Origin of the sequence: Psychromarinibacter sediminicola (genome assembly GCF_029168335.1) — a bacterium.
GTDB lineage: Bacteria > Pseudomonadota > Alphaproteobacteria > Rhodobacterales > Rhodobacteraceae > Psychromarinibacter > Psychromarinibacter sediminicola.
Genome location: NZ_JARGYC010000019.1, coordinates 50,494 through 73,196, shown reverse-complemented (window position 1 = coordinate 73,196; position 22,703 = coordinate 50,494). Strand labels below are relative to the sequence as shown.

Sequence of the window (22,703 nt, the reverse complement as noted above, 5' to 3'; positions counted from 1 at the left end):
CCGGGTCGCGGTCGAACTTTGCGCTGTCGGAGACATAAGCATGAATGTCGGACACTTGGCACGATCCTCGCCAGAAGCGCCGCCCCGCCGGGGGCGGGTCTCTCGGGCATTTCGAAACGAAATGCCCTGCCGACAGGCGATTGCAGAGCAATCGCCGAAAGGCGGCGCTGCACGGCGTTCCGCCGCGCGACGCAGGTGGAAATGTCCCACGGAAAACCCAGTGTCGTGCAGTGTGGTCTCAGGCCGCCTTCAGGAGCGCCTTGAGGACCGGCTCCTTCTTCGGCTTGTTCTCCAGCCGCAGGATCAGGTCGGACAGCTCCGGTTCGTTCACGCGCTTGGCGGCGGATTTCGGAGAGAACCAGTGCCGCTTGCGCTGGTGACGCTCTTTCCAGCGGCGCTTCAGCTTCTGCACGATCATCGGGTAGAGCGTGACGCGGCAGGGCTGCAGCGCGCCGTCGTCCAGCACCTTGTCGTAGTGGTAGACGCCGAGCGCCTGCTTGGAGATGCAGCCGGTGGCCCCGGCCTCTTCCAGCGCCTCGATCTCGGCCGCCGCCCAGGGCTTCTTGCCGTCCATCGTCCAGCCCTTGGGCACCACCCAGCGCCCCGTGTCCCGCGAGGTGACCATCAGCACGCGCACGCGCCCCTTGGCATCGAAATGAACCGGCAAAGCCGCGATCTGATCCGTCAAGTCTGTCATACTGCGCCTCGAAAGGTCTTTGTTTTTTGGCAAGGCCTTGCCCCGGTCCGGGCCGCCTCGCACAGCCATTTGAAATCAGGTTGACACCAAAAGCAACAACTAGACTAATTCGAACATTTTTCAAGTGGCCGGAACGCCGCGCCCCGCGCCGGAGCGTCTCCGGCGCGGGGCGCGATCCAAGCGTTGTGACGCGGGGTCAGCTGTCGGCCGACTCCGCGGCCAGCTCGGCGCGGTTCCAGCGGATCGAGGACCATAGCGCCAGCCCGATCAGCGCCGCGCCGCCGAGGCCGGTGATCAGTTCGGGGATGTGCACGAGCGTCTGCGCGTACATCACGACCGACAGCGCCACGATGGCGTAGAAGGCGCCGTGTTCGAGGAAGCGGTATTCCGTGAGCGTGCCCTTCTCGACCAGCATGATGGTCATCGAGCGCACGTACATCGCGCCGATCCCGAGGCCGATGGCGATGACGAACAGGTTCTGCGACAGCGCGAAGGCGCCGATCACGCCGTCGAAGCTGAACGAGGCGTCCAGCACCTCCAGGTAGAGAAACGCGCCGAGGCCGCCCTTGGCCGCGCCCTCCAGCGCCTCCTGCGAGCTGTCGAGGATGCCGCCCAGCACCTCGACCGCGAGGAAGGTCACCAGCCCCCAGATCGCCGAGCTGAAGAACAGCTGCTGCATCGCCGGATCCTGCACGCGGCTGAACACCAGGATCAGCACCAGCACCAGCATCACCTCGATCGAGCGGATCGTGGCGTATTTCGCCATCCGCCCCTCCAGCCAGCGCACCCAGTGGACGTCCTTTTCGTGGTCGAAGAAGAAGCTCAGGCCGACCATCATCAGGAAGGTGCCGCCGAAGGCCGCGATCGGCAGATGCGCCTCGTGCATGATATGGGCGTATTCGTCGGGATCGGTGGCGGCGAGCATCACGGCCTGCCACGGGCCGATCTTGGCCGCGATCACCACGATCAGCAGCGGAAAGATGATCCGCATGCCGAACACGGCGATCAGGATGCCCCAGGTCAGGAATCGCCGCTGCCATTTCGGCGTCATGTCCTTGAGCTTGTTGGCGTTTACGATGGCGTTGTCGAAGGACAGCGAGATCTCCAGCACGGCGAGCACCGCGCAGATGAAGAAGATCTCCAGCGTGCCCCCGAGGGTGCCGGTGGTGCGCCAGCCGAGCAGGGCGCCGAGGGCCAGCCCCGCGGCCGTGAAGGCGAATGCCCAGCTGAAGTAATAGAACATCTGGCCGGTCCGCGACCGTCCGCGTCCCGCCCCCGACTCGAGCGTGTGGTCCTTTGTCATGTCGAATTTGGGTCCAGGCGGCTGGAAAGCATCGCGGTGCCGACATCACGAAAGCGCCGCCACTTTCGCCAGAGGGGCCCGGTCACCGACTGCGATCCGCGGGCGCGCGGCGCCGCGAATGCGCGGACTATCGCTCTGTTCGGCGCCGATTTCAACCGTGCGCGTTTTGCCGGGCCTTGGGGCGCGATGGTTGTTCCCCTGGCGGGCGTTCGGCGCTAACGAGGCGTCGGGCATTCGATACCGGAGCGGAGCCGCCGGCGTGCAACTTGTCGTCTTCACCGATCTCGATGGCACTCTTCTGGACCACGCCACCTATTCCCATGCCGCCGCCGCCCCGGCGCTGGCGGAATTGCGGCGGCGCCGAATCCCGCTGGTTCTGGCCAGTTCCAAGACCGCGGCCGAGATCGCGCCGCTTCATGCCGAGCTGGGCCTGGGCGCCGCGCCCGCCATCGTCGAGAACGGCGCCGGGCTGCTGGAGCCGGCCGCGCCGGAGGGGGGCGATGCGGCCGAGTACGCCCGTATCCGCGCCGCGCTCGACGCTGTGCCGCCGGGGCCCCGGGCGCGGTATCGGGGCTTCGGCGACATGAGCGATGCCGAGGTCGCGGAGTTGACCGGGCTGTCGCGGGAGGAGGCGGCGCGGGCGCGCCGGCGGTGCCATTCCGAACCCGGCCTGTGGGCCGGTTCGGAGGCGGATCGCGCGGCCTTCGAGGCGGCTCTGGCCGAAAGGGGCATCCACGCCCGCGCGGGCGGGCGGTTCCTGACCCTGTCGCTCGGCCGGACCAAGGCCGACGCGATGCGGGCCGTGGCGGCGCGGCTCGGGGCGGAGACCACCGTCGCGCTCGGCGACGCGCCGAACGATGCCGAAATGCTGGCGGCGGCCGATTACGCCGTCGTCGTGCGCAACGATCACGCGCCGCCGGTGCCGCCGCTGCCCGAAAAACCCGCAGGGCGCATCCGCCGCACCGACCGGCCGGGGCCGGAGGGTTGGAACGCGGCCGTGCTGGGGTTACTTGAAGAGATCGGCGGCTGACGGGACAGCGGAGATGGCGGATTTTCACCAGAACGGCAACATCGCCCAGTTCCACAACCTGCGCACACGGCCGGTGGAGGAACTGGTCTATGAGCTGGAGACCTTTGCCCAGACCCGCAAGATCAGCCTGATCCTGCCGTCGCTCTATTCCGAGCTGGAGCAGCCGGCGCTGTCGGGCATTCTCGACGAGCTGTCAAAGGTCCGTTACGTGCATCGCGTGATCATCGGGCTGGACCGCGCCGACGAGCGGCAGTTCCGCATGGCCCGCGACTACTTTGCGCGCCTGCCGCAGACCCACGTGGTGATCTGGAACGACAGCCCCCGGATGAAGGCGCTGGGGGGCAAGCTGGAGGATCTCGGCCTTGCGCCGCTGGAGCCGGGCAAGGGCAAGAACGTGTGGTCCTGCATCGGCTATCTGATCGCCTGCGCCGACAGCGCGGTGATGGCGATCCACGATTGCGATATCGTCACCTACGAGGCCGAGATGCTGGCGCGGCTGGTCTATCCGGTGGCCAACCCCAACTTCTCCTACCAGCTGTCCAAGGGCTTCTATCCGCGCGTCGGCGGCGGCAAGCTGAACGGGCGGGTGTCGCGGCTTCTGGTCTCGCCGCTGCTGATCGCGCTGAAGCGGGTGGTGGGCGACACCGACTATATCGATTACCTGCGGGCCTTCCGCTATCCGCTGTCGGGCGAGTTCGCGCTGCGCACGGGCATGCTGCCGGATCTGCGGATCCCGTCGGATTGGGGGCTGGAGATCGGGGTGCTGTCGGAGGCGTGGCGCAACCTGGGCCGCAACGCCGTCTGCCAGGTCGAGATCGCGGACGAGTACGACCACAAGCACCAGACGGTCAGTCCCGACGACGCGACCGCCGGGCTGAACCGGATGTCGACCGATATCTGCAAGGCGATCTTCCGCAAGCTGGCCGCCGAGGGGACGGTGTTCGACATGAACATCTTCCGGACGCTCAAGGCCACCTATTACCGCCGCGCGCTGGATCTGGTGGAGGTCTATGCCAACGACGCGCGGATGAACGGGCTGACCACCGACCGGCATGTCGAGGAACAGACCATCGAGCTGTTTGCCGAGAACATCATCCGCGCGGGCGAGATTTTTCTGAAGAATCCCAACGAGACGCCGTTCATTCCCAACTGGAGCCGGGTGCATGCCGCCGATCCCGGGCTGATCTCGGAGTTGAAGGCGGCGGCGGCGGCCGACGAGGCGGAGTTCGCGCCGCTGCCGTTCGAGCCGGCGGGGTAGCGGGGGCCGTCGCGGTGTGGGGTCCGGGGCGGGCCGATGCCGGTGGAATGGTTAAGGTGCGGTTAACGCACGGTCCCGTAACCCCTTGTAAACAATAAACTTCGTGACCTTCCGGACGGTCTTGTGTAGAACAAGGGCAAGCTGGAAGAAATGAGGCAGCGGCTCCGGGGCGCATCCCGTGGGCCGCTTTTTCGTTTCTCCCATGCCAATGGCATGAGGGGGCCATTTCATCATGACTTTGATCAAGCCGGAGAAGGCTGAAGAGCCCGACATCTCGGTCGGGATCGCGGAGGACCAGTCTCTGGAGGCGCTGATCGCGGTGGCGGAGGTCACGCGCAAGATCCAGGCGCAGGAGCTGGATGCGCTGCAGGAGGTGCCGAAGGTGGCGGCGCATGCGACGGCGGCGCGGAAACAATTGCTAGCGGAGAAAGACCGTGTTTACGAGCAGCAGAAACGAAAATCCGGTGTTGTCAATGACTTCGCCATCGACTTCGATGCCGCACGCGCTGAAATCGGGCGCCGCCTGGCTTGCCTCCGCGCCGCCCGAGACGGCTGAGGAATTCCTGGCCGAGCTGAGCGAGGGGACGCTTTTGGCGCTGCCCTACCTGTTCGAGTTCTGGGCGCTGCCGCACCAGCTGCCGCCCGAGGGCGACTGGCGCAGCTGGGTGATCCTGGGCGGGCGCGGCGCGGGCAAGACCCGCGCCGGGGCCGAATGGGTGCGGGCGCAGGTGGAAGGCGCGCTGCCGCTGGACAAGGGCCGGGCGCGGCGCGTGGCGCTGGTCGGCGAGACGCTGGACCAGGTCCGCGAGGTGATGATCTTCGGCGACAGCGGCATCCTGGCCTGCTCGCCGCCCGACCGGCGGCCGGAATGGCAGGCGACGCGGCGGCGGCTGGTCTGGCCGAACGGGGCGGTGGCGCAGGCGTTCTCGGCGCATGACCCGGACTCGCTGCGCGGGCCGCAATTCGACGCGGCCTGGGTCGACGAGCTGGCGAAATGGAAACGGGCGGAAGAGGCCTGGGACATGCTGCAGTTCGCGCTGCGGCTCGGGGCGCAGCCGCAGCAGGTGGTGACCACCACGCCGCGCAATGTGGGCGTGCTGAAGACGCTGCTGCAGGTCGGCTCGACGGTGACGACCCATGCGCCGACCGAGGCGAACCGGGCGTTCCTGGCCGAGAGCTTCCTGGCCGAGATGGCGGCGCGCTATGGCGGCACGCATCAGGGGCGGCAGGAGCTGGACGGCGAGCTGCTGGAGGATGTCGAGGGCGCGCTGTGGACGCTGGAGATGCTGGACGATGTGCGGGTCGACGCGGCGCCGGAGCTGGACCGCGTGGTCGTGGCGGTGGACCCGGCGGTTTCGGGGCACGCGAAATCGGACGATTGCGGCATCGTGGTCGCGGGCGCCGTCACGCAGGGGCCGCCGCAGGACTGGCGGGCCGTGGTGCTGGAGGATGCGAGCGTGAGCGCGGCCTCGCCCACGGCCTGGGCGCAGGCGGCGCTGGACGCCGCGGCGCGCTGGGGCGCGGAGCGGGTCGTGGCCGAGGTGAACCAGGGCGGCGAGATGGTGGAGACGGTGCTGCGGAGCATCGACCCGATGGTGTCCTATCGCGGTGTCCGGGCGGGGCGGCGCAAGGGCGCGCGGGCCGAGCCGGCCGCGGCGCTTTACGAGCAGGGGCGGGTCGGCCACCTGGGCGGGCTGGCCGCGCTGGAGGACCAGATGTGCCGGATGACGGCGCATGGCTATCGCGGCAGCGGCTCGCCGGACCGGGCCGACGCGCTGGTCTGGGCGCTGCATGAGCTGATGATCGAGCCGGCTGCGACCTATATGCGGCCGCGGATCCGTGGGTTGGGCGGGTAGCGCCCGGCATCCGGAGCGCGGCGCCCGTGGGTCGGGCGGGTGCCTCCGGCGGGGATATTTGGAACCAGAAGAACGACCTTTGCGGCGCCCTTGGGCGGACGGGAGAGGTCTGTCCGGGGCACGAGACGAAGAGGAGCGGGCTGGCATGTTCGACTTTCTGAAGCGGCGCGACGAAGAGGCGCCGGAGCGCAAGGCTTCGGCGACGGGGCGGGTGATGGCCTGGCCGGGCGGCGGCCGGGTGGCGTGGAGCGCGCGGGACACCGGGAGCCTGACGCGGACGGGCTTCGCGGCGAACCCGGTGGGGTTCCGCGCGGTGCGGCTGATCGCGGAGGCGGCGGCGGCGGTGCCGCTGGTCTGCCAGGATGCGGGGCAGCGCTATGAGACGCATCCGGTGCTGGAGCTGATCGGGCGGCCGAACCCGGCGCAGGGGCGGGCGGAGCTGTTCGAGGCGCTCTATGCCCATCTGCTGTTGAGCGGCAACGGCTTCGTCGAGGCCGTGGGCGGCGAGACGGACCTGCCGGTGGAGCTGCATGTGCTGCGATCGGACCGGATGTCGGTCGTGCCGGGGGCCGACGGCTGGCCGGTGGCCTATGAATACGCGGTGGGGGCGAAGACACACCGCTTCGTGGTGGGCGAGGGCGTGTCGCCGGTCTGCCATGTGCGGGCGTTCCATCCGCAGGACGACCATTACGGGTTCTCGCCGATGCAGGCGGCGGCGACGGCGGTGGACGTGCATAACGCGGCCTCGCGCTGGTCGAAGGCGCTGCTGGACAATGCCGCGCGGCCCTCGGGCGCGATCGTCTACCGGGGCGCGGACGGGCAGGGCGCGCTGGCGCCCGACCAGTACGAGCGGCTGCAGCACGAGATGGAGGCCTATCACCAGGGTTCGGCGAATGCCGGGCGGCCGATGCTGCTGGAGGGCGGGCTGGACTGGAAGCCGATGGGGTTCTCGCCGTCGGACATGGAGTTCCAGAAGACCAAGGAGGCGGCGGCGCGCGAGATCGCGCAGGCCTTCGGGGTGCCGCCGATGCTGATCGGCATTCCGGGCGACGCGACTTACGCCAATTACCAGGAGGCGCACCGGGCGTTCTACCGGCTGACGGTGCTGCCCCTGGTGGCGAAGGTGACGGCGGCCTTGGCGCATTGGCTGGGGGAGTTCGCGGGCGCGGCGGTGGAATTGAGGCCCGATCCGGACCAGCTGCCGGCGCTGGCGGCGGAGCGCGACCAGCAGTGGACGCGGGTCGCGGAGGCGGAGTTCCTGACGGAGGCGGAGAAGCGGGCGCTTCTCGGGCTGCCGCCGCTGGACGGGGCGGCGTGAGCGGCTCCGGCGGCGTGGGGGGGGGAGACGGCGAAGGGGGCGCTGCCCCCGCGCCTGCGGTGCCCCCCGGAGTGTTTTCGCCAAGATGAAGCTGCCGGGGGCGCCCCGGTACGGGCAAGAAAGGGGTTCGGATGATGGATGGACTGGCGTCGGGGCTGGAGCACAAGTTCTGCCGGCTGGGCGACGAGCTGAGCGTGACGGACGGGGTGCTGATCGAGGGCTATGCCTCTGTGTTCGGCGCGGCCGACCAGGGCGGCGACGTGGTGGGCCAGGGGGCCTATGCGCGGTCGCTGGAGGCGATGGCGGCGCGGTGCGGGCGGGTGAAGATGCTGTGGCAGCACGACCCGGCGCAGCCCATCGGCGTGTGGGACGAGGTGCGCGAGGACGCGCGCGGCCTCTACGTGGCGGGCCGGGTGCTGACCGAGGTGGCGCGGGGCCGCGAGGCGGCGGCGCTGCTGGCGGCCGGCGCCATCGACGGGCTGTCGATCGGCTATCGGACGGTGAAGGCGCAGAAGGACGGCAAGGGCCGGCGGCTTCTGCAGGAGCTGGAGCTTTGGGAAGTGTCGCTGGTGACCTTCCCGATGCTTCCGGACGCGCGGGTCGGCGCCAAGGGGGAGGCCGGGACTGATTCCCCCGGCGGGCAGGAGGACGGCCTGTTGCGTGACGTGGCGGCGGCGCTGGAGGCGGCGCGGCAGGGGCTGGCGCGGGAGTGAGCCAGCGAAGCTGTTCCCAACATGAAGGAGAGGCGGGATGAGCGAGACCGAGAGAGGGCCGGACGGGCCCGGCGGGCTGTCGCCGGCGGAGGCGGTGAAGACCGCGCTGGCGGGCTTCGTGAAGGACCTGGGCACGTTCCAGGCGGAGATGAACTCGAAATTTCAGAAACAGGAAGAGCGACTGATGATGCTTGATCGGAAATCCCTGACCCGGGCGCGCCCGGCCCTTGCCGCCGCCGCCGAGGCGGAGGCGCCGCACCAGAAGGCGTTCGCGGCCTATGTCCGCAACGGCGACGACGACGGCCTGCGCGGGCTGGAGCTGGAAGGCAAGGCGATGTCGACCGCGGTGGCCGGCGACGGCGGCTATCTGGTCGATCCGCAGACCTCGGAGCGGATCAAGGGCGTGCTGAACGACACCGCCTCGCTGCGCCGGATCGCCAGCGTGGTGAACGTGGAGGCGACCTCTTACGACGTGCTGATCGACACCAGCGATGCGGGCGTCGGCTGGGCCGACGAGACGACGGCCACGGCCGAGACCGGCACGCCGGCGATCGAGCGGATCACCATACCGCTGCACGAGCTGTCGGCGCTGCCGAAGGTGTCGCAGCGGCTGCTGGACGACAGCGCCTTCGACATCGAGGGCTGGCTGTCGGGCCGGATCGCCGAGAAGTTCATCCGGGCCGAGGCGAATGCCTTCGTCAACGGCGACGGCAGCGACAAGCCGACCGGCTTCCTGACCCATCCCACGGCGGACAGCGGCAGCGAGACCTGGGGCGAGCTGGGCTGCATCAAGACCGGCGTCGACGGCGATTTCGCCGGCGTGAACCCGGCCGACGCGCTGGTCGATCTGGTCTATGCGCTGGGGGCGGAGTACCGCGCCGGCGCGACGTTCGTGATGAACTCGAAGACCGCCGGCACGGTGCGCAAGCTGAAGGATGGCGACGGGCGGTTTCTGTGGTCGGACGGGCTGGCCGCGGGCGAGCCGGCGCGGCTGATGGGCTATCCGGTGCTGATCGCCGAGGACATGCCGAATATCGGCGTGGGCAGCCTGTCGATCGCCTTCGGCGACTTCGCGGCCGGTTACACCATCGCCGAGCGTCCCGACCTGCGCATCCTGCGCGATCCGTTCTCGGCCAAGCCGCATGTCCTGTTCTACGCGACTAAGCGCGTGGGCGGCGATGTCAGCGACTTCAAGGCGATCAAGCTTTTGAAGTTCGCCGCCTGATCCGTCGGGCGACACGGGCCTCGCCGGGGTGTGCCCGGCGGGGCCGGCGAGGGCGCGCCCGGCGCGCGCCCGCCGCTCGGGCCCGCGCCTGACGGGGGGCGCGCTGTGCGGACCAGGTAGAACGCCGCCGGACCAGGCGGACCCGAATTCGGAGACAATCCATGATGTTGGTGGAGCAGACCACGGTGCCCTCGGCGGCGCTGCCGGTCGAGGAATTCAAGGACCATTTGCGCCTGGGCAGCGGGTTTTCCGACGGTGGCGTGCAGGACGCGGTGCTGGAGGGCTATCTGCGGTCGTCGCTGGCCGCGATCGAGGCGCGGACCGGCAAGGTGCTGCTGGCGCGGTCCTTCGGCTGGACGCTGACGGGCTGGCGCGAGCTGGGGCGGCAGGCGCTTCCGGTGGCGCCGGTGACGGAGATCGCCGAGGTGAAGATCGTCGACCGGCACGGGCAGGAGACGGTCGTGGCGCCGGAGACCTACCGGCTGCAGATGGACAGCCAGCGGCCGAAGCTGGTGTCGACGGGGCGGCATCTGCCGCTGATCCCGATGCACGGCCAGGCGGAGGTGTCCTTCGTGGCCGGGTTCGGGCCGGGCTGGGCGGATATTCCGGCCGATCTGGGGCAGGCGGTGTTCCTGCTGGGCGCGCACTACTACGAGAACCGCTCGGCGGTGCTGGCGGGCGAGGTGCCGATGCCGTTCGGCGTGTCGCTGCTGATCGACCGCTACCGGACGGTGCGGCTGTTCGGGGAGGGCGCGCGATGAGGCGGCGGCCGGATCTGTCCCGCAGGCTGGTGCTGGAAGAGGCGGTGCGCACGCCGGACGGGGCGGGCGGATACACGACCGTCTGGACGCCGCTGGGCGAGCTGTGGGCCGAGGTCGACGGGCGCCGGGGCCGCGCCGACGAGGCCGGGGCGCTGTCGCTGGCCAAGGTGGTCTACCGGATCACGGTGCGGGGGGCTCCGGTGGGCTCGCCGCGCCGGCCGGTGGCGGGGCAGCGGTTGCGCGACGGGAACCGCAGGTTCGCGGTGATGGCGGTGACCGAATACGACATGCGCGCGCGGTACCTGATGTGCTTCGCCCGCGAGGACGAGGTGATGTCATGAGTTACGGTGTGGCCTCTGCCCTGCAGGCGGCGGTGTATCAGCATCTGCAGGCCGACGCGGCGCTGGCGGCGCTGGTGGGCGACGCGATCTTCGACGCGGCGCCGGCGGGCGAGGTGCCGGCGCTGTACGTGGCGCTGGGGCCGGAGGACGTGCGCGCGGCGGGCGACGCGACCGGCGCCGGGGCGCGGCACGACTTTACCGTGAGCGTGGTGAGCGGCGCGGCGGGCTTTCACGCGGCCAAGGCGGCGGCGGCGGCCGTCTCCGACGCGCTGGTGGATGCGGGCCTGACCCTGGCGCGGGGACGGCTGGTGCGGCTGGGCTTTCTGAAGGCGCGGGCGCGGCGGGCGGAGAATGGCACGCAGCGGCAGATCGACCTGCGCTTTCGGGCGCGCGTCGAGGCCGACTGAAACAGCGACAACGCGGAGTGACGGATATGGGTGCCCAGAACGGCAAGGACCTTCTCATCAAGCTCGACATGACCGGCGGCGGTCAGTTCGAGACCATCGCGGGGCTGCGCGCCACGCGGATATCGTTCAACGCCGAGAGCGTGGACGTCACCAGCCTGGAAAGCCAGGGCGGCTGGCGCGAGCTGCTCGGCGGCGCGGGCGTGAAATCGGCCGCGATCTCGGGCTCGGGGGTGTTTCGCGACGCGACGACGGACGAGCGGGCGCGGCAGATCTTCTTCGACGGCGAGGTGCCGGAATTCCAGGTGATCATCCCCGATTTCGGCGTGGTCGAGGGGAAGTTCCAGGTGACCGCGATCGAATATGCCGGCAGCCACGACGGCGAGGCGACCTACGAGCTGTCGATGGCCTCGGCCGGCGCGCTGAGCTTCACGGCGCTGTAAGCCATGGCGAACCCGTGGGCAGGCGAGGTGGCGCTGGTCGTGGACGGCGCGCGCCGCGAGATGAAGCTGACGCTGGGGGCTCTGGCGGAGCTGGAGGCGTCTTTGCAGGACGACACGCTGGTGGCGATGATCGAGCGGTTCGAGGAGGGCCGGTTCTCGACCCGCGACGTGCTGGCGCTGATCGTGGCGGGGCTGCGCGGCAGCTGCTGTCGCGCGCCTTCGCGGTGCCCGGGAAGCTGGGTTGAGCGGCTTCGACTGGCCCTTGCTGATGCGGGCCGGGTTGCGCGGGCTGGGGCTGAAACCGCGGGAATTCTGGGCGCTGACGCCAGCGGAGCTCGTGCTGCTGCTGGGCGGCGGCGAGGGCGCGGCGCCGCTCACGCGCGGGCGGCTGGAGGAGCTGGCCGCGGCGTTTCCGGACCAGGCCGGTCCGGCGGAGATTGGAGGATCGGATGGACGAGATTGACGCGCTGGACGAGCAGGTCGAGGCGCTGGAGACCTCGCTGGGAGGGGCGGCCGCGGTGGCGGCGGCCTTCGATGGCGAGCTGCGGGGCATGCGCTCGACCATCTCGGAGACCGGCCGCGAGGTGCGGGTGCTGTCGGGCGGTATCAGCCGCGGGCTGCGGCGGGCCTTCGACGGGCTGATCTTCGACGGGATGAAGCTGTCGGATGCGCTGCGCGGCGTGGCGCAGTCGATGGTGGATGCCGCGTATAACGCGGCGATGCGGCCCGTGACGGGCCATTTCGGGGGCCTCCTGGCGCAGGGGATCGAGGGGCTGGTGCAGGGCGTGACCCCGTTCGCGAAGGGGGCGGCCTTTACCGAGGGCAAGGTGCGGCCGTTCGCGACCGGGGGCGTCGTGAGCGGGCCGGTGACCTTCCCGATGCGCGGAGGAACGGGGCTGATGGGCGAAGCGGGGCCGGAGGCGATCATGCCGCTGTCCCGCGGCGCCGACGGGCGTCTGGGTGTTCGATCGGATGGCGGGGGACGTCCGATCCAGGTGGTGATGAACATCCAGACGCCCGATGCGGAGAGCTTCCGCCGCAGCCAAAGCCAGGTCGCCGCGCAGGTGGGCCGCGCGCTCGCCCGCGGGCAGCGTAACAGGTGAGGTGATGTCGATGGAGTTTCACGAGGTACGGTTCCCGGCCAGCCTGAGCTTCGGCTCGGTGGGTGGGCCCGAGCGGCGCACGGAGATCGTGACGTTGGCGAACGGGTACGAGGAGCGCAACTCGCCCTGGGCGCATGCGCTGCGGCGCTACGACGCCGGGGTGGCGATGCGGTCGCTGGATGACGTCGAGACGCTGATCGCCTTCTTCGAGGCGCGGCAGGGGCAGCTTTACGCCTTTCGCTGGAAGGACTGGTCGGACTTCAAGTCCTGTGCGGCGAGTGCCGAGCCGGGCTTCGAGGACCAGGAGATCGGGGTGGGCGACGGCGTGACGACCGAGTTCCAGCTGAGCAAGCGGTATGCCTCGGGCGGGCATGCCTATCTGCGGCCGATCAAAAAGCCGGTGGCCGGGACCGTGCGGGTGGGCGTGCAGCGCCTGCCGCTGACCGAGACGGTGGATTACGCGCTGGATGTCGACACCGGCGTCGTGCGGTTCTTCGAGGCGCCGGAGCAGGACGCCATCGTCTATGCCGGGTTCGAGTTCGACGTGCCGGTGCGGTTCGACACGGACCGCATCCAGGTGTCGGTGGCGAGCTTCAAGGCGGGCGACGTGCCCAGCGTGCCGATCGTGGAGGTGCGGGTGTGATGGCGCTCGGCGAGGACTTGCAGGCGCATCTGGCGCGCGGTGCGACGACCGTCTGCCGCTGCTGGTCGGTGGCGCGGGCGGATGGTGCGGTGTTCGGGTTCACCGATCATGACGCGGGGCTGGCCTTCGGGGGCCTGAGTTTCGCGCCGGACAGCGGCCTGTCGGCGGCGGCGATCCAGGCGGGGACCGGGCTGTCGGTGGACAACTCCGAGGCCGTCGGCGTGCTGAGCGCCGAGGCGGTGACCGAAGCGGATATCGTGGCCGGGCGGTTCGACGGGGCCGTGGTGACGGCGTGGCTGGTGAACTGGCGCGATGTGGCGCAGCGCGTGGTGCTGTTCCGCGGCACGCTGGGCGAGGTCACGCGCGGCGGCGGGGCGTTCCGGGCGGAGCTGCGGAGCCTGGCCGAGGGGCTGAACCAGCCGCTGGGGCGGGTGTACCAGAGCCCGTGTTCGGCGGTGCTGGGCGATGCCGCCTGCGGCGTCGACCTGGATCAGCCGGGCTATGCGGCCGAGGTGGCGGCGGAGCAGGTGCAGGACCGCAAGGTCTTTCGCTTCGCCGCGCTCGACGGGTTCGACGACCGGTGGTTCGAGAAGGGCGCGCTGCGCGTGCTGAGCGGTGCGGCGGCCGGGCTGGTCGCGGTGGTCAAGAACGACCGGCTGACCGGGGACGGCCGCGAGATCGAGACCTGGGCCGCGCTGGAGGCGCCGGTGGCGCCGGGCGACATGCTGCGGATCGAGGCGGGCTGCGACAAGCGGGCCGAGACCTGCCGGCTGAAGTTCGGCAATTTCCTGAACTTCCGGGGCTTTCCTCATGTGCCGGGTGAAGACTGGCTGATGAGCTATCCGGTCTCGGGCGCGTCGAACAGCGGCGGGAGCCGGGAGGGATGAGCGGGGCGGCGGTGCTGGAAGAGGCGCGGGCCTGGATCGGGACGCCCTATGTGCATCAGGCGTCGGTGCGCGGCGCGGGCGCCGACTGTCTGGGGCTGGGATGCGCGGCCGTACCCGTATTTCCCGGCGCGCGACGAGGTGTGGAGCGATGGCGGGAACTATGCGCGGGGGCACTGGCTGAACGGGCGGGCCTCGGCGCGGTCGCTGGCCGGGGTGGCCGCGGAGGTCTGCCTGGAGAGCGGGGTGGCGGAATACGATGTCTCGCGGCTTTACGGGCTGTTGCGCGGGTATGCGGCGGGCGATGCCGGGACCGGGCGGGCGGAGTTGCAGCCCCTGATGCTGGCCTATGCCTTCGACGCGGTGGAGCGCGACGGCGTTCTGAGATTTCAGAGCCGGAACGGGCGGTTGGACGGCGACGTTGAACCTGACCGGCTGGCCGTGTCGGACGAGGCGGAGGCGGATCTCGTGATGGTGCGGGCACCGGAGGCCGAGATGGCGGGGCGCGTGCGGCTGAGCTTCATCGAGGCCGGCGCCGATTACGAGACCGGGGCCGAGGAGGCGATTTTTCCCGACGAGGCGACGCGGTCGGTCGCGGCGTCGGAGCTGCCGCTGGTGCTGACGCGCGGCGAGGCGCGCGGGATCGCGGAGCGCTGGCTGGCCGAGGCGCGGGTGGCGCGGGACACGGCGAAGTTCTCGCTGCCACCGTCGCGGTTGGGTCTGGGCGCGGGCGACGTGGTGCGGCTGCCGGACGAGACCGGCGGCGCGGCCGATTTCCGGATCGACAGGGTGGAGATGGCCGAGTTCCAGATGCTGGAGGCGGTGCGCGTGGAACCCGAGCTCTACGTGCCGTCGGACGCGGTGGAGGTCGCGGCCCGGCCGCGGCCCTTCGTGGCGCCGGTGCCGGTCTATCCGCTGTTTCTGGACCTGCCGCTTCTGCGCGGGGACGAGGTGCCGCATGCGCCGCATGTGGCGGCGACGGCGCGGCCGTGGCCCGGCTCGGTGGCGGTCTACGACTCGGCGGCGGACGAGGGCTATGGGCTGAACACGCTGCTGGGGGCCGCGGCGGTCGTGGGCGAGACGAAGACCGCGTTGCAGAGGGCGGCGCCCGGGGTTCTGGACCGGGGGGCGCCGCTGCGGGTGCGGCTGGTGTCGGGGGAGTTGGCGTCGGCGAGCCTGACGGAGGTGCTGGGCGGCGCCAACGCGGCGGCGATCGGCGACGGCTCCCCGGGCAACTGGGAGGTGTTCCAGTTCACCGGCGCGCAGATGGTCGGCGAACGGACCTGGGAGATCACCGGCCGGCTGCGCGGGCAGGCGGGGACGGACGGGATCATGCCGGAAGTCTGGCCGGCGGGGAGCGTCGTCGTGCTGCTCGACGGGACGCCGGCGCAGATCGACCTGGCGCTGTCGAACCGGGGGCTGGCGCGGCATTACCGGATCGGGCCGGCGCAGCGGGGCTATGACGATCCGTCCTACACGCATCTGGTGGAGGCGTTCGACGGCGTGGGGCTGCGACCCTATGCGCCGGTGCATCTGGCCTGGCTGCGCGATGCGGCCGGGGACGATCACCTGAGCTGGGTGCGGCGGACGCGGATCGACGGGGACAGCTGGCAGGGGGCGGAGGTGCCCCTGGGCGAGGAGAGCGAGAGCTATGCCGTGCGGGTGATGCAGGGCGGCGCCGTGGTGGCGGAGACGGTGGTGAGCCAGCCGTCCTTTACCTACGGCGCGGGCCAGCGGGCGGCGGATGGCGTGGCCGGGGCCTATGCCATCGAGGTGGCGCAAGTGTCGGTCCAGTTCGGGCCGGGACCTTACAGGAGGATCGAGATCGATGAGTGAGACCATGCAACTGGCGCTGCCGCTCTTGCAGCCGGCGCAGGCGCAGAAACATGTCACCGTGAACGAGGCGCTGGTGCGGCTGGACGGGCTGACGCATCTGACGCTGCAGTCGGTGGATACGGTGACGCCGCCGGTGGCGGCGGAGGATGGCGCGGCGTATTGGGTGCCGCTTGGCGGGGTGAACGCCTGGGACGGGCATGCCGGCGAGGTGGCGATCTGGTCGAACGGGGGTTGGGTCTTCGTGCAGCCGCAGACCGGCTGGCGCGGCTGGATCGCGGACCGGCATGCGCCGGCGCTGTTCGACGGGGCGGGCTGGGCCGAGAACGGCGTGGCGGCCTCGGTTAACCGGGCGGTCTCGGCGATGACCGTGCTGGAGTTCGATCATGTCGTCTCCGCCGGCGCGAGTTCGACCACCGGCGTGGTGATCCCGAAATACGCGATGGTCTTTGCGGTGACGGCGCGGATCAAGGCGGCGTTTTCGGGGACGCTGAGCGGCTGGGACTTCGGCGTCGCGGGGGCGACGAACCGGTACGGCAGCGGGCTGGGGCTGGCGCAGGGGTCGTGGGTGTCGGGGATCACCGGGCAGCCGGTGACCTATTACAGCGACGCGCCGTTGGTGCTGACCGCGAACGGGGGCGATTTCAGCGGCGGCGAGCTGCGCGTGGCGGTGCATTTTTTCTCGGCCACGCCGCCGGAGGTGTAGGCGATGCGGCCGGTCATGCATGGAGATGTCGTGGCGGCGGCGCGGGTGCTGGTCGCGCTGCCCGCGGGCGCGCGGGCCGGGCGGCTGGACCGGCTGATCCGGGCGGCGGGCTGGGCGGACCGGTTCCGGCGGCGGTATCGGCGGGCGCATCCCTACTGGGGCGACGGGAGCCTGATGGCGGTGGCGCTGACCGAGGATCCGCCGCCGGAGCCGCGGCTGAGCGACCCGGAGTACTGCAAGTGCCTGTCGATGGTGCTGGAGGCGGTGGCCGGGGAGGCGGTGTCTGTCCCCGGCTGACCGGGTCAGACGAGCTGCGCGGAGGTCTCCTTGAGGATCGCGGCGGAGGAGCGCAGCGCCGCGGTTTCGTCGTCGGCGAGGTCGGGCATCAGCGTGGCCACGATCCCGGCGCTGCCCACCACGCGCGGCAGGCTGAGCGCCACGTCGCGCGTCTCGCCGACCTTGGGCGTGACGGCGGAGACGGTGAGCACGGTGCGCTGGTCGTCGCGCAGCGCCTGCACGATGCGGGCGAGGCCGGCGCCGATGCCGTACCAGGTGGCGCCCTTGCCCTCGATGATGCGGTAGGCGGCGCGGCGGACGCCGTCGTCGATGCGGGCGCGGACATCGTCGGTGATCGGCGCGCCCACCTGGGCGGCGAAATCGGCGATGGGCTGGGTGCCGGCGCGGGCGGCGGACCAGGCGAGAACCTCGGAATCGCCGTGCTCGCCGAGGACATAGGCGTGGACCGACTGGGCCGCGATGCCGAGATGGGTGGCCAGCAGGCTGCGGTAGCGGGCGGTGTCGAGGATCGTGCCGGAGCCGATGACCCGCTCGGGCGGCAGGCCGGAGGCCTTGAGCGCCACCTCGGTCATGATGTCGACGGGGTTGGTCGCCACGAGCAGGAGCGCGTCGGGGGCGGCGCCCTGCACGCCCGCGATCACCTTGGCGAAGACCTCGGCGTTGCGGGACAGCAGGCTCAGGCGGCTTTCGCCGGGCTGCTGGGCGACGCCGGCCGCGAGGATCACCGCGCCGGCGCCCTCAAGATCGCCGTACTCCCCGGCGCGCACGCGGCAGGGATGGGCGAAGGGGACGGCGTGGGAGATATCCTCGGCCTGGGCGCGGGCGTAGTCGGCGTCGAGGTCCACCAGGACCACCTCGCTGGCGCCGCCGCGCAGGGCGAGCGCGTAGCCGGCGGCCGAGCCGACCATGCCGGCGCCGACGATTCCTATTTTCATGGGTCGCTCCGTTGATCGCTGTCGCGGTCACCTTGGCACGGGCGCCGGGATTCGGAACAGCCCGATACGTCAGCCGGAGGCGCAGGAGACGCAGGTGGGCACGGTCGGGTCGAGTTCCAGGCGCTTGAGCGGAATTTCATCGCCGCATTCGGTGCAGTAGCCGAATTCGTCCTCGTCCATCCGGGCGAGCGCGGCGGCGATGCGGTGGCGCATCTGCTCGCGCCGGGCGGCGGTGGCCTTGGACATGGCCTGCTGCTGCAGGGCGTCCATGCGCGACAGGCGGCCGACCGACTGCTGGTCGAGCGTCACGGTCTTCTGGCCTTCCTGACCAGCGTCGTCCCGGCTTTCGAGATCCTGCAGCTCGGCCAGGAGGCGGGCGCGGAAGCGTGCGATCTGCGTCTCATTCATCGCCGCGATATCCTGCATCACGTCTTTGCGTTTGGTTCGGCGAGCCTATCTGGTGTAGAACCCCGCGGCAACGGAGGGTAGTCCGATGGCAGAGACGCGCACGAACATCGCCGAGGTCGATCCTGTCTGGTCGCGGATTCGCGACGAGGCCAAGCAGGCCGTGATCGACGAGCCGCTGCTGGGCGGGCTGGTTCACTCCTCGATCCTGCACCATGCGACGCTGGAGCGGACGCTGGCCTATCGCGTGTCGCTGAAGCTCGCCTCGGGCGAGATGTCGGAGCAGATCCTGCGCGAGATCGCCGACGAGGCCTATAGCGCCGAGCCGAAGCTGGGCCAGGCGGCGCGGGCCGATATCGTGGCGGTCTACGAGCGTGACCCGGCCTGCCACCGCTTCGTGCAGCCGCTGTTGTATTTCAAGGGCTTCCAGGCGGTTCAGGCGTATCGCGTGGGTCACTGGCTGTGGCACCAGGGGCGGCACGACCTGGCCTATTTCATCCAGATGCGGGTGAGCGAGGTGTTCGGCGTGGATATCCACCCGGCCGCCGTCGTGGGGCAGGGGATCATGATCGACCACGCCCATTCCATCGTGATCGGCGAGACGGCGGTTGTCGGCGACAACGTGTCGATGCTGCATTCGGTGACGCTGGGCGGCACCGGCAAGGAAGAGCAGAAGCGCCACCCGACCATCGAGAGCGGCGTGCTGATCGGCGCCGGGGCCGAGGTGCTGGGCAACATCACCGTGGGGCATTGCAGCAAGGTTGCCGCGGGCTCCGTGGTGCTGAAGGACGTGCCGCCGAAATCGACCGTGGCCGGCGTGCCCGCGAAGATCGTGGGCGAGGCGGGCTGCGACCAGCCGTCGGTGATGATGGATCAGTTGCTGAACGGGGACTCGTGAGCCTCGTCTGCAGACGGCGGGCGTCGAAAGCACGACCGCACGGTGTTGGCCGCGAGCCGTGGTCACTTACCCCGCACGGCGGAACGCCGTGCAGCGCCGACCCGCCCCCCGGGGCGGCGCTTCTGGCGAGAACGGCGCCAGGTGTTGGACGTTCATGCCTATTTCGACGATGTAGCAAAGTTCGACCGCGCCCCAGCGGGTCGGCGCTGCACGGCGTTCCGCAGATGAGGCGTCGCCATTTGGCTCAGCCGGCCACGCTCTCGTCGTGCCAAGCGCTTCAACGGACCGGAATACGAAACGCCCGCGTCCGGAGGGGACGCGGGCGTTTTCTTTCTTGGCCAGGCGAGATCAGGCGAGCATCGCCACCGGGTTCTCCAGGTTCTGCTTGATCGCCTGCAGGAGCTGGGCGCCGAGCGCGCCGTCGATGACCCGGTGATCGACCGAGAGCGTCACCGACATCACGGTCGCCACGCCGATGCCGCCATCCTCCTGCACCACCGGCTTCTTCACGCCCGAGCCCACCGCGAGGATCGCGCCGTGCGGCGGGTTGATGACGGCGTCGAAGTTGTCGATGCCGTACATGCCGAGGTTCGACACCGCGAAGGAGCCGCCCACGTATTCGTGCGGCGCCAGCTTGCGGTCGCGGGCGCGGGTGGCCAGGTCCTTCATCTCGGCGGACAGGACCGACAGCGTCTTCTGGTGCGCGTCCTTCAGGACCGGGGTGAAGAGGCCGCCCTCGATGGCCACCGCGACGGCCACGTCGGACGGTTTCAGCTTGATGATCCGGTCGCCGGCCCAGACGGCGTTGGCGTCCGGCACCTCTTGCAGCGCGTTGGCGCAGGCCTTGATGATGAAGTCGTTGACCGACAGCTTCACGCCCCTGGCCTCCAGCTGCTTGTTCAGCTGGCTGCGGAACTTCAGCAGGTCGTCCAGGTAGATGTCGCGGCGCAGGTAGAAGTGCGGGATGGTCTGCTTGGCCTCGGTCAGGCGGCTGGCGACGGTCTTGCGCATCCCGTCGAGCTTGACCTCCTCGAACTCGCGGCCCTCGTACATCTTGACGACCTGCTCGTAGCCCGGGCCGGCGGCGCCGACGGCGGCCGTCGCGGCCTTCTCGGGGGCGGCGGCCTTATCCTCTTTCGCCGGCGCGGCGGCGGGCTTGGCGGCCTCGACATCCGCCTTGACGATGCGGCCCTTGGGGCCGGAGCCCTTGATCTGCGTGAGATCCAGCCCCTTGTCCTTGGCGATGCGGCGCGCGAGCGGCGAGGCGAAGACGCGCTTGCCGTCGGAATCCGTGGGGGCCGCGGGGGCCGGGGTCACGTCCTTCGGATCGGCGGAGCCCTTGGCCACCTGCTCCTCGCCGGCATAGCCGCCGGCCGGCTTCTGGCCGTCGGCCGGGGCGGCGGGCTGGGCGCCGGTGCCCTCGTCCACGTCCTTCGGGCCGGAGGAGGCCTCGCCGATGTCGTCGGCGGACTCGCCCTCGTCCAGCAGCACCGCGATGGGGGTGTTGACCTTCACGCCTTCGGTGCCTTCGGAGACCAGGATCTTGCCGACGGTGCCTTCGTCCACCGCCTCGAATTCCATCGTCGCCTTGTCGGTCTCGATCTCGGCCAGGAGGTCGCCCGAGGACACCTCGTCGCCTTCCTTGACCAGCCATTTCGCCAGCGTGCCTTCCTCCATCGTCGGAGAGAGCGCGGGCATCAGGATTTCAGTGGGCATTGTCTTACTCCTCCACGAGCGACAGCCGGTCGTACGGCGCGCGTATCTTGGTGTCGCCCCGGGACAGGGCCTTCAGGGCTTTCTCGATCTGGGGGCGGTGCCGGGCGATCCACTTGTAGACGTCCTCGTGCACGGGCCGGCCGGCCTCGGCCGACCATTCCTGCACCAGGCTTTCCGGGACGAGGCCGCGAATGGTGCGGTCCCCGTCCGGGAGGCTGACGCGGTAGGCGTCGGCCAGAAGATCTATTCCATGGATCTCCATCATTCGACAACGTCCACGAGCACGCGGTCCCAGGGCGCCTTCATCCAGCCACCCTCGGTGCGCGCGGTATAGGCTTGCAGGATCTGAGGCAGGTGGGCCTTCAGCCAGGCCGCGCACTCGGCGTCGTCCGGCGTCCCGCCCAGCTCGTCCTCGGCCAGTTCCCGGGGAACGATGAGGCGGTAGCCCTCATCGATGTCGGCGCCCGAGATGATCCAGGCCCTGCGGCTCGAATCGTACCGGATGTCTTCGTCCATGATGATGCCTTCAGCGATAGGTGACGGCCTTGACGGCGTCGATGACTTCCTTGGTAGAGGTCAGCGCCAGCTTCTCCAGGTTCGCGGCATAGGGCATGGGCACGTCCTTGCCGGTGCAGTTGATGACCGGCGCGTCGAGATAGTCGAACGCCTCCTGCATCAGTACCGCCGAGAGGTGGTTGCCGATGGAGCAGACCGGCCAGCCTTCCTCGACCGTGACGCAGCGGTTGGTCTTCATCACCGACTTGATCACCGTGTCGGTGTCCATCGGACGGATGGTGCGCAGGTCGACCACCTCGGCCGCGATGCCCTCTTCGGCCAGCGCATCCGCCGCCTCCAGCGCGTAGGTCATCCCGATGCCGAAGCTGACGATGGTGACGTCACCGCCCTCGCGCCAGATCCGGGCGCGGCCCAGCGGCACGGTCCAGTCGTCCATCACCGGCACGTCGAAGGACTTGCCGTAGAGGATCTCGTTTTCCAGGCAGAGCACCGGGTTGGGGTCGCGGATCGCGGATTTCAGCAGGCCCTTGGCGTCGGCGGCCGAGTAGGGCTGGATCACCTTGAGGCCGGGGATCTGCGCGTACCAGGCGGCGTAGTCCTGGCTGTGCTGGGCGGCGACGCGGGCGGCGGCGCCGTTGGGGCCGCGGAACACCATCGGACAGCCCATCTGGCCGCCGGCCATGTAGAGCGTCTTGGCGGCGGAGTTGATGATCTGGTCGATCGCCTGCATCGCGAAGTTCCAGGTCATGAACTCGACCACGGGCCGCAGCCCGCCGAAGGCGGCGCCGACGCCGAGGCCGGCGAAGCCGTGCTCGGTGATCGGGGTGTCGATGACGCGCTTGGCGGTGAACTCGTCGAGCAGGCCCTGGGTGATCTTGTAGGCGCCCTCGTACTCGGCGACCTCCTCGCCCATGACGAAGACGTTCTCGTCGCGGCGCATCTCCTCGGCCATCGCGTCGCGCAGCGCCTCGCGCACGGTGGTCGACTTCATCTCGGTGCCCGAGGGGATCTCGGTCTCCTCGGGGATCTTCACCTTGACCGGCGACTGCATGGTCGACGAGGCGGCGGCCAAAGCCCGACCGCCGCTGTCGGCCGGGGCCTCGTCGGTCTCGTCCGAGCCCTCCTCGGCCGCTTCGCCGCCGCCGGACGACGCCTCGGCCGCCGACATGTCCTCGCCCTCTTCGCCGATCAGCGCGATGGGGGTGTTGACCTTGACGCCCTCGGTGCCTTCCGCGACGAGGATCTTGCCGATCACGCCTTCCTCGACGGCCTCGAACTCCATCGTGGCCTTGTCGGTCTCGATCTCGGCCAGGATGTCGCCGGAGGACACCTCGTCGCCCTCCTTCACCAGCCATTTCGCCAGCGTGCCCTCTTCCATCGTGGGGCTGAGCGCCGGCATCAGGATTTCGGTTGCCATC

At 70.1% G+C, this 22,703-nt stretch carries 27 protein-coding genes and 2 pseudogenes; 21 read left to right on the top strand and 8 right to left on the bottom strand.

Features of this window, described 5'->3' with window-relative positions; genetic code table 11:
- Window positions 1-238: 238 nt before the first annotated feature.
- Window positions 239-697 carry an NUDIX hydrolase gene (locus tag P1J78_RS09425; protein ID WP_275567090.1) on the bottom strand — a complete coding sequence of 153 codons (459 nt, stop codon included), beginning with the start codon at window positions 695-697 and terminating at the stop codon, window positions 239-241.
- 196 nt (window positions 698-893) lie between these two features.
- Window positions 894-1,940: a DUF475 domain-containing protein gene (locus P1J78_RS09420; protein WP_275567093.1), complete on the bottom strand. Its 1,047-nt coding sequence runs from the start codon at window positions 1,938-1,940 to the stop codon at window positions 894-896.
- Between the two features lie 319 nt (window positions 1,941-2,259).
- Here P1J78_RS09420 and P1J78_RS09415 point away from each other — a divergent pair, with 319 nt between their 5' ends.
- From P1J78_RS09415 to P1J78_RS09320, 20 genes and pseudogenes are all read left to right on the top strand, one after another.
- The gene (locus P1J78_RS09415) at window positions 2,260-3,030 is read left to right on the top strand and encodes an HAD-IIB family hydrolase (protein WP_275567089.1); all 771 of its coding nucleotides are present in this window, start codon (window positions 2,260-2,262) and stop codon (window positions 3,028-3,030) included.
- Window positions 3,031-3,043: 13 nt separating this feature from the next.
- Window positions 3,044-4,288: a glycosyltransferase family protein gene (locus P1J78_RS09410; protein WP_275567088.1), complete on the top strand. Its 1,245-nt coding sequence runs from the start codon at window positions 3,044-3,046 to the stop codon at window positions 4,286-4,288.
- Between the two features lie 232 nt (window positions 4,289-4,520).
- Entirely contained in the window at window positions 4,521-4,844 is a 324-nt protein-coding gene (locus tag P1J78_RS09405) for a hypothetical protein (RefSeq protein ID WP_275567087.1), read from the top strand.
- Entirely contained in the window at window positions 4,783-6,144 is a 1,362-nt protein-coding gene (locus P1J78_RS09400; RefSeq protein WP_275567086.1) for a DNA-packaging protein, read from the top strand. Before P1J78_RS09405 ends, P1J78_RS09400 begins: the two co-directional genes overlap by 62 nt.
- Window positions 6,145-6,289: 145 nt before the next feature.
- A complete protein-coding gene (locus tag P1J78_RS09395) occupies window positions 6,290-7,462 on the top strand; it encodes a phage portal protein (RefSeq protein ID WP_275567085.1) in 1,173 nt (390 codons plus the stop codon).
- 134 nt (window positions 7,463-7,596) lie between these two features.
- Entirely contained in the window at window positions 7,597-8,175 is a 579-nt protein-coding gene (locus P1J78_RS09390) for an HK97 family phage prohead protease (RefSeq protein WP_275567084.1), read from the top strand.
- A gap of 37 nt (window positions 8,176-8,212) precedes the next feature.
- Window positions 8,213-9,400, top strand: coding sequence for a phage major capsid protein (locus P1J78_RS09385; protein WP_275567083.1), 1,188 nt, complete (start codon window positions 8,213-8,215; stop codon window positions 9,398-9,400).
- A 161-nt stretch (window positions 9,401-9,561) separates the two neighbouring features.
- Window positions 9,562-10,161, top strand: coding sequence for a head-tail connector protein (locus P1J78_RS09380; protein WP_275567082.1), 600 nt, complete (start codon window positions 9,562-9,564; stop codon window positions 10,159-10,161).
- Window positions 10,158-10,502, top strand: a complete 345-nt coding sequence (locus P1J78_RS09375) for a head-tail adaptor protein (protein ID WP_275567081.1) — start codon at window positions 10,158-10,160, stop codon at window positions 10,500-10,502. The genes P1J78_RS09380 and P1J78_RS09375 overlap by 4 nt, the downstream gene beginning before the upstream one ends.
- Window positions 10,499-10,909: a DUF3168 domain-containing protein gene (locus P1J78_RS09370; protein WP_275567080.1), complete on the top strand. Its 411-nt coding sequence runs from the start codon at window positions 10,499-10,501 to the stop codon at window positions 10,907-10,909. Before P1J78_RS09375 ends, P1J78_RS09370 begins: the two co-directional genes overlap by 4 nt.
- 26 nt (window positions 10,910-10,935) lie before the next feature.
- Window positions 10,936-11,349 (top strand): phage major tail protein, TP901-1 family, encoded by a 414-nt coding sequence (locus P1J78_RS09365; protein ID WP_275567079.1) that lies wholly within the window; start codon window positions 10,936-10,938, stop codon window positions 11,347-11,349.
- 3 nt (window positions 11,350-11,352) lie between these two features.
- Window positions 11,353-11,550, top strand: a pseudogene (locus P1J78_RS09360) (gene transfer agent family protein); the annotation flags it as partial.
- Window positions 11,551-11,590: 40 nt separating this feature from the next.
- A complete protein-coding gene (locus P1J78_RS09355) occupies window positions 11,591-11,812 on the top strand; it encodes a rcc01693 family protein (protein ID WP_275567078.1) in 222 nt (73 codons plus the stop codon).
- Window positions 11,799-12,452, top strand: a complete 654-nt coding sequence (locus P1J78_RS09350) for an RcGTA-type gene transfer agent tail tape measure protein (RefSeq protein WP_275567077.1) — start codon at window positions 11,799-11,801, stop codon at window positions 12,450-12,452. The genes P1J78_RS09355 and P1J78_RS09350 overlap by 14 nt, the downstream gene beginning before the upstream one ends.
- A gap of 10 nt (window positions 12,453-12,462) precedes the next feature.
- Window positions 12,463-13,095, top strand: coding sequence for a DUF2460 domain-containing protein (locus tag P1J78_RS09345; protein ID WP_275567092.1), 633 nt, complete (start codon window positions 12,463-12,465; stop codon window positions 13,093-13,095).
- Window positions 13,095-13,982 carry a phage/gene transfer agent baseplate hub protein gene (locus tag P1J78_RS09340; RefSeq protein ID WP_275567076.1) on the top strand — a complete coding sequence of 296 codons (888 nt, stop codon included), beginning with the start codon at window positions 13,095-13,097 and terminating at the stop codon, window positions 13,980-13,982. The genes P1J78_RS09345 and P1J78_RS09340 overlap by 1 nt, the downstream gene beginning before the upstream one ends.
- A pseudogene (locus P1J78_RS09335) lies at window positions 13,979-14,080 on the top strand (peptidase); the annotation flags it as partial. The gene P1J78_RS09340 and the pseudogene P1J78_RS09335, both read left to right, overlap by 4 nt.
- On the top strand, window positions 14,031-15,815 hold the full coding sequence (locus P1J78_RS09330) for a phage tail protein (RefSeq protein ID WP_275567075.1): 1,785 nt from the start codon (window positions 14,031-14,033) through the stop codon (window positions 15,813-15,815). The pseudogene P1J78_RS09335 and the gene P1J78_RS09330, both read left to right, overlap by 50 nt.
- A complete protein-coding gene (locus P1J78_RS09325) occupies window positions 15,808-16,518 on the top strand; it encodes a DUF2793 domain-containing protein (RefSeq protein ID WP_275567074.1) in 711 nt (236 codons plus the stop codon). Before P1J78_RS09330 ends, P1J78_RS09325 begins: the two co-directional genes overlap by 8 nt.
- Window positions 16,519-16,521: 3 nt before the next feature.
- Window positions 16,522-16,815: a DUF7742 family protein gene (locus P1J78_RS09320; protein WP_275567073.1), complete on the top strand. Its 294-nt coding sequence runs from the start codon at window positions 16,522-16,524 to the stop codon at window positions 16,813-16,815.
- Between the two features lie 5 nt (window positions 16,816-16,820).
- On the opposite strand, the gene P1J78_RS09315 is transcribed toward P1J78_RS09320, so the two are convergent.
- Both P1J78_RS09315 and P1J78_RS09310 read right to left on the bottom strand, forming a co-directional pair.
- Window positions 16,821-17,750 (bottom strand): L-lactate dehydrogenase, encoded by a 930-nt coding sequence (locus tag P1J78_RS09315; protein WP_275567072.1) that lies wholly within the window; start codon window positions 17,748-17,750, stop codon window positions 16,821-16,823.
- Window positions 17,751-17,819: 69 nt separating this feature from the next.
- Complete coding sequence (locus tag P1J78_RS09310; protein WP_275567071.1) at window positions 17,820-18,158, bottom strand: TraR/DksA family transcriptional regulator; 339 nt, start codon at window positions 18,156-18,158, stop codon at window positions 17,820-17,822.
- A gap of 85 nt (window positions 18,159-18,243) precedes the next feature.
- Here P1J78_RS09310 and cysE point away from each other — a divergent pair, with 85 nt between their 5' ends.
- Entirely contained in the window at window positions 18,244-19,053 is an 810-nt protein-coding gene (gene cysE, locus P1J78_RS09305) for a serine O-acetyltransferase (protein WP_275567070.1), read from the top strand.
- A 348-nt stretch (window positions 19,054-19,401) separates the two neighbouring features.
- Here cysE and P1J78_RS09300 read toward each other — a convergent pair whose 3' ends face one another.
- From P1J78_RS09300 to P1J78_RS09285, 4 genes are read right to left on the bottom strand one after another with little or no spacing between them, the layout of a single operon-like run.
- Entirely contained in the window at window positions 19,402-20,769 is a 1,368-nt protein-coding gene (locus P1J78_RS09300) for a pyruvate dehydrogenase complex dihydrolipoamide acetyltransferase (protein WP_275567069.1), read from the bottom strand.
- A gap of 4 nt (window positions 20,770-20,773) precedes the next feature.
- Window positions 20,774-21,034: a hypothetical protein gene (locus tag P1J78_RS09295; RefSeq protein WP_275567068.1), complete on the bottom strand. Its 261-nt coding sequence runs from the start codon at window positions 21,032-21,034 to the stop codon at window positions 20,774-20,776.
- Window positions 21,031-21,285, bottom strand: a complete 255-nt coding sequence (locus tag P1J78_RS09290; protein ID WP_275567067.1) for a hypothetical protein — start codon at window positions 21,283-21,285, stop codon at window positions 21,031-21,033. Before P1J78_RS09290 ends, P1J78_RS09295 begins: the two co-directional genes overlap by 4 nt.
- A 10-nt stretch (window positions 21,286-21,295) precedes the next feature.
- Window positions 21,296-22,702, bottom strand: coding sequence for a pyruvate dehydrogenase complex E1 component subunit beta (locus P1J78_RS09285; RefSeq protein ID WP_275567066.1), 1,407 nt, complete (start codon window positions 22,700-22,702; stop codon window positions 21,296-21,298).
- Between the last annotated feature and the right edge of the window lies 1 nt (window position 22,703).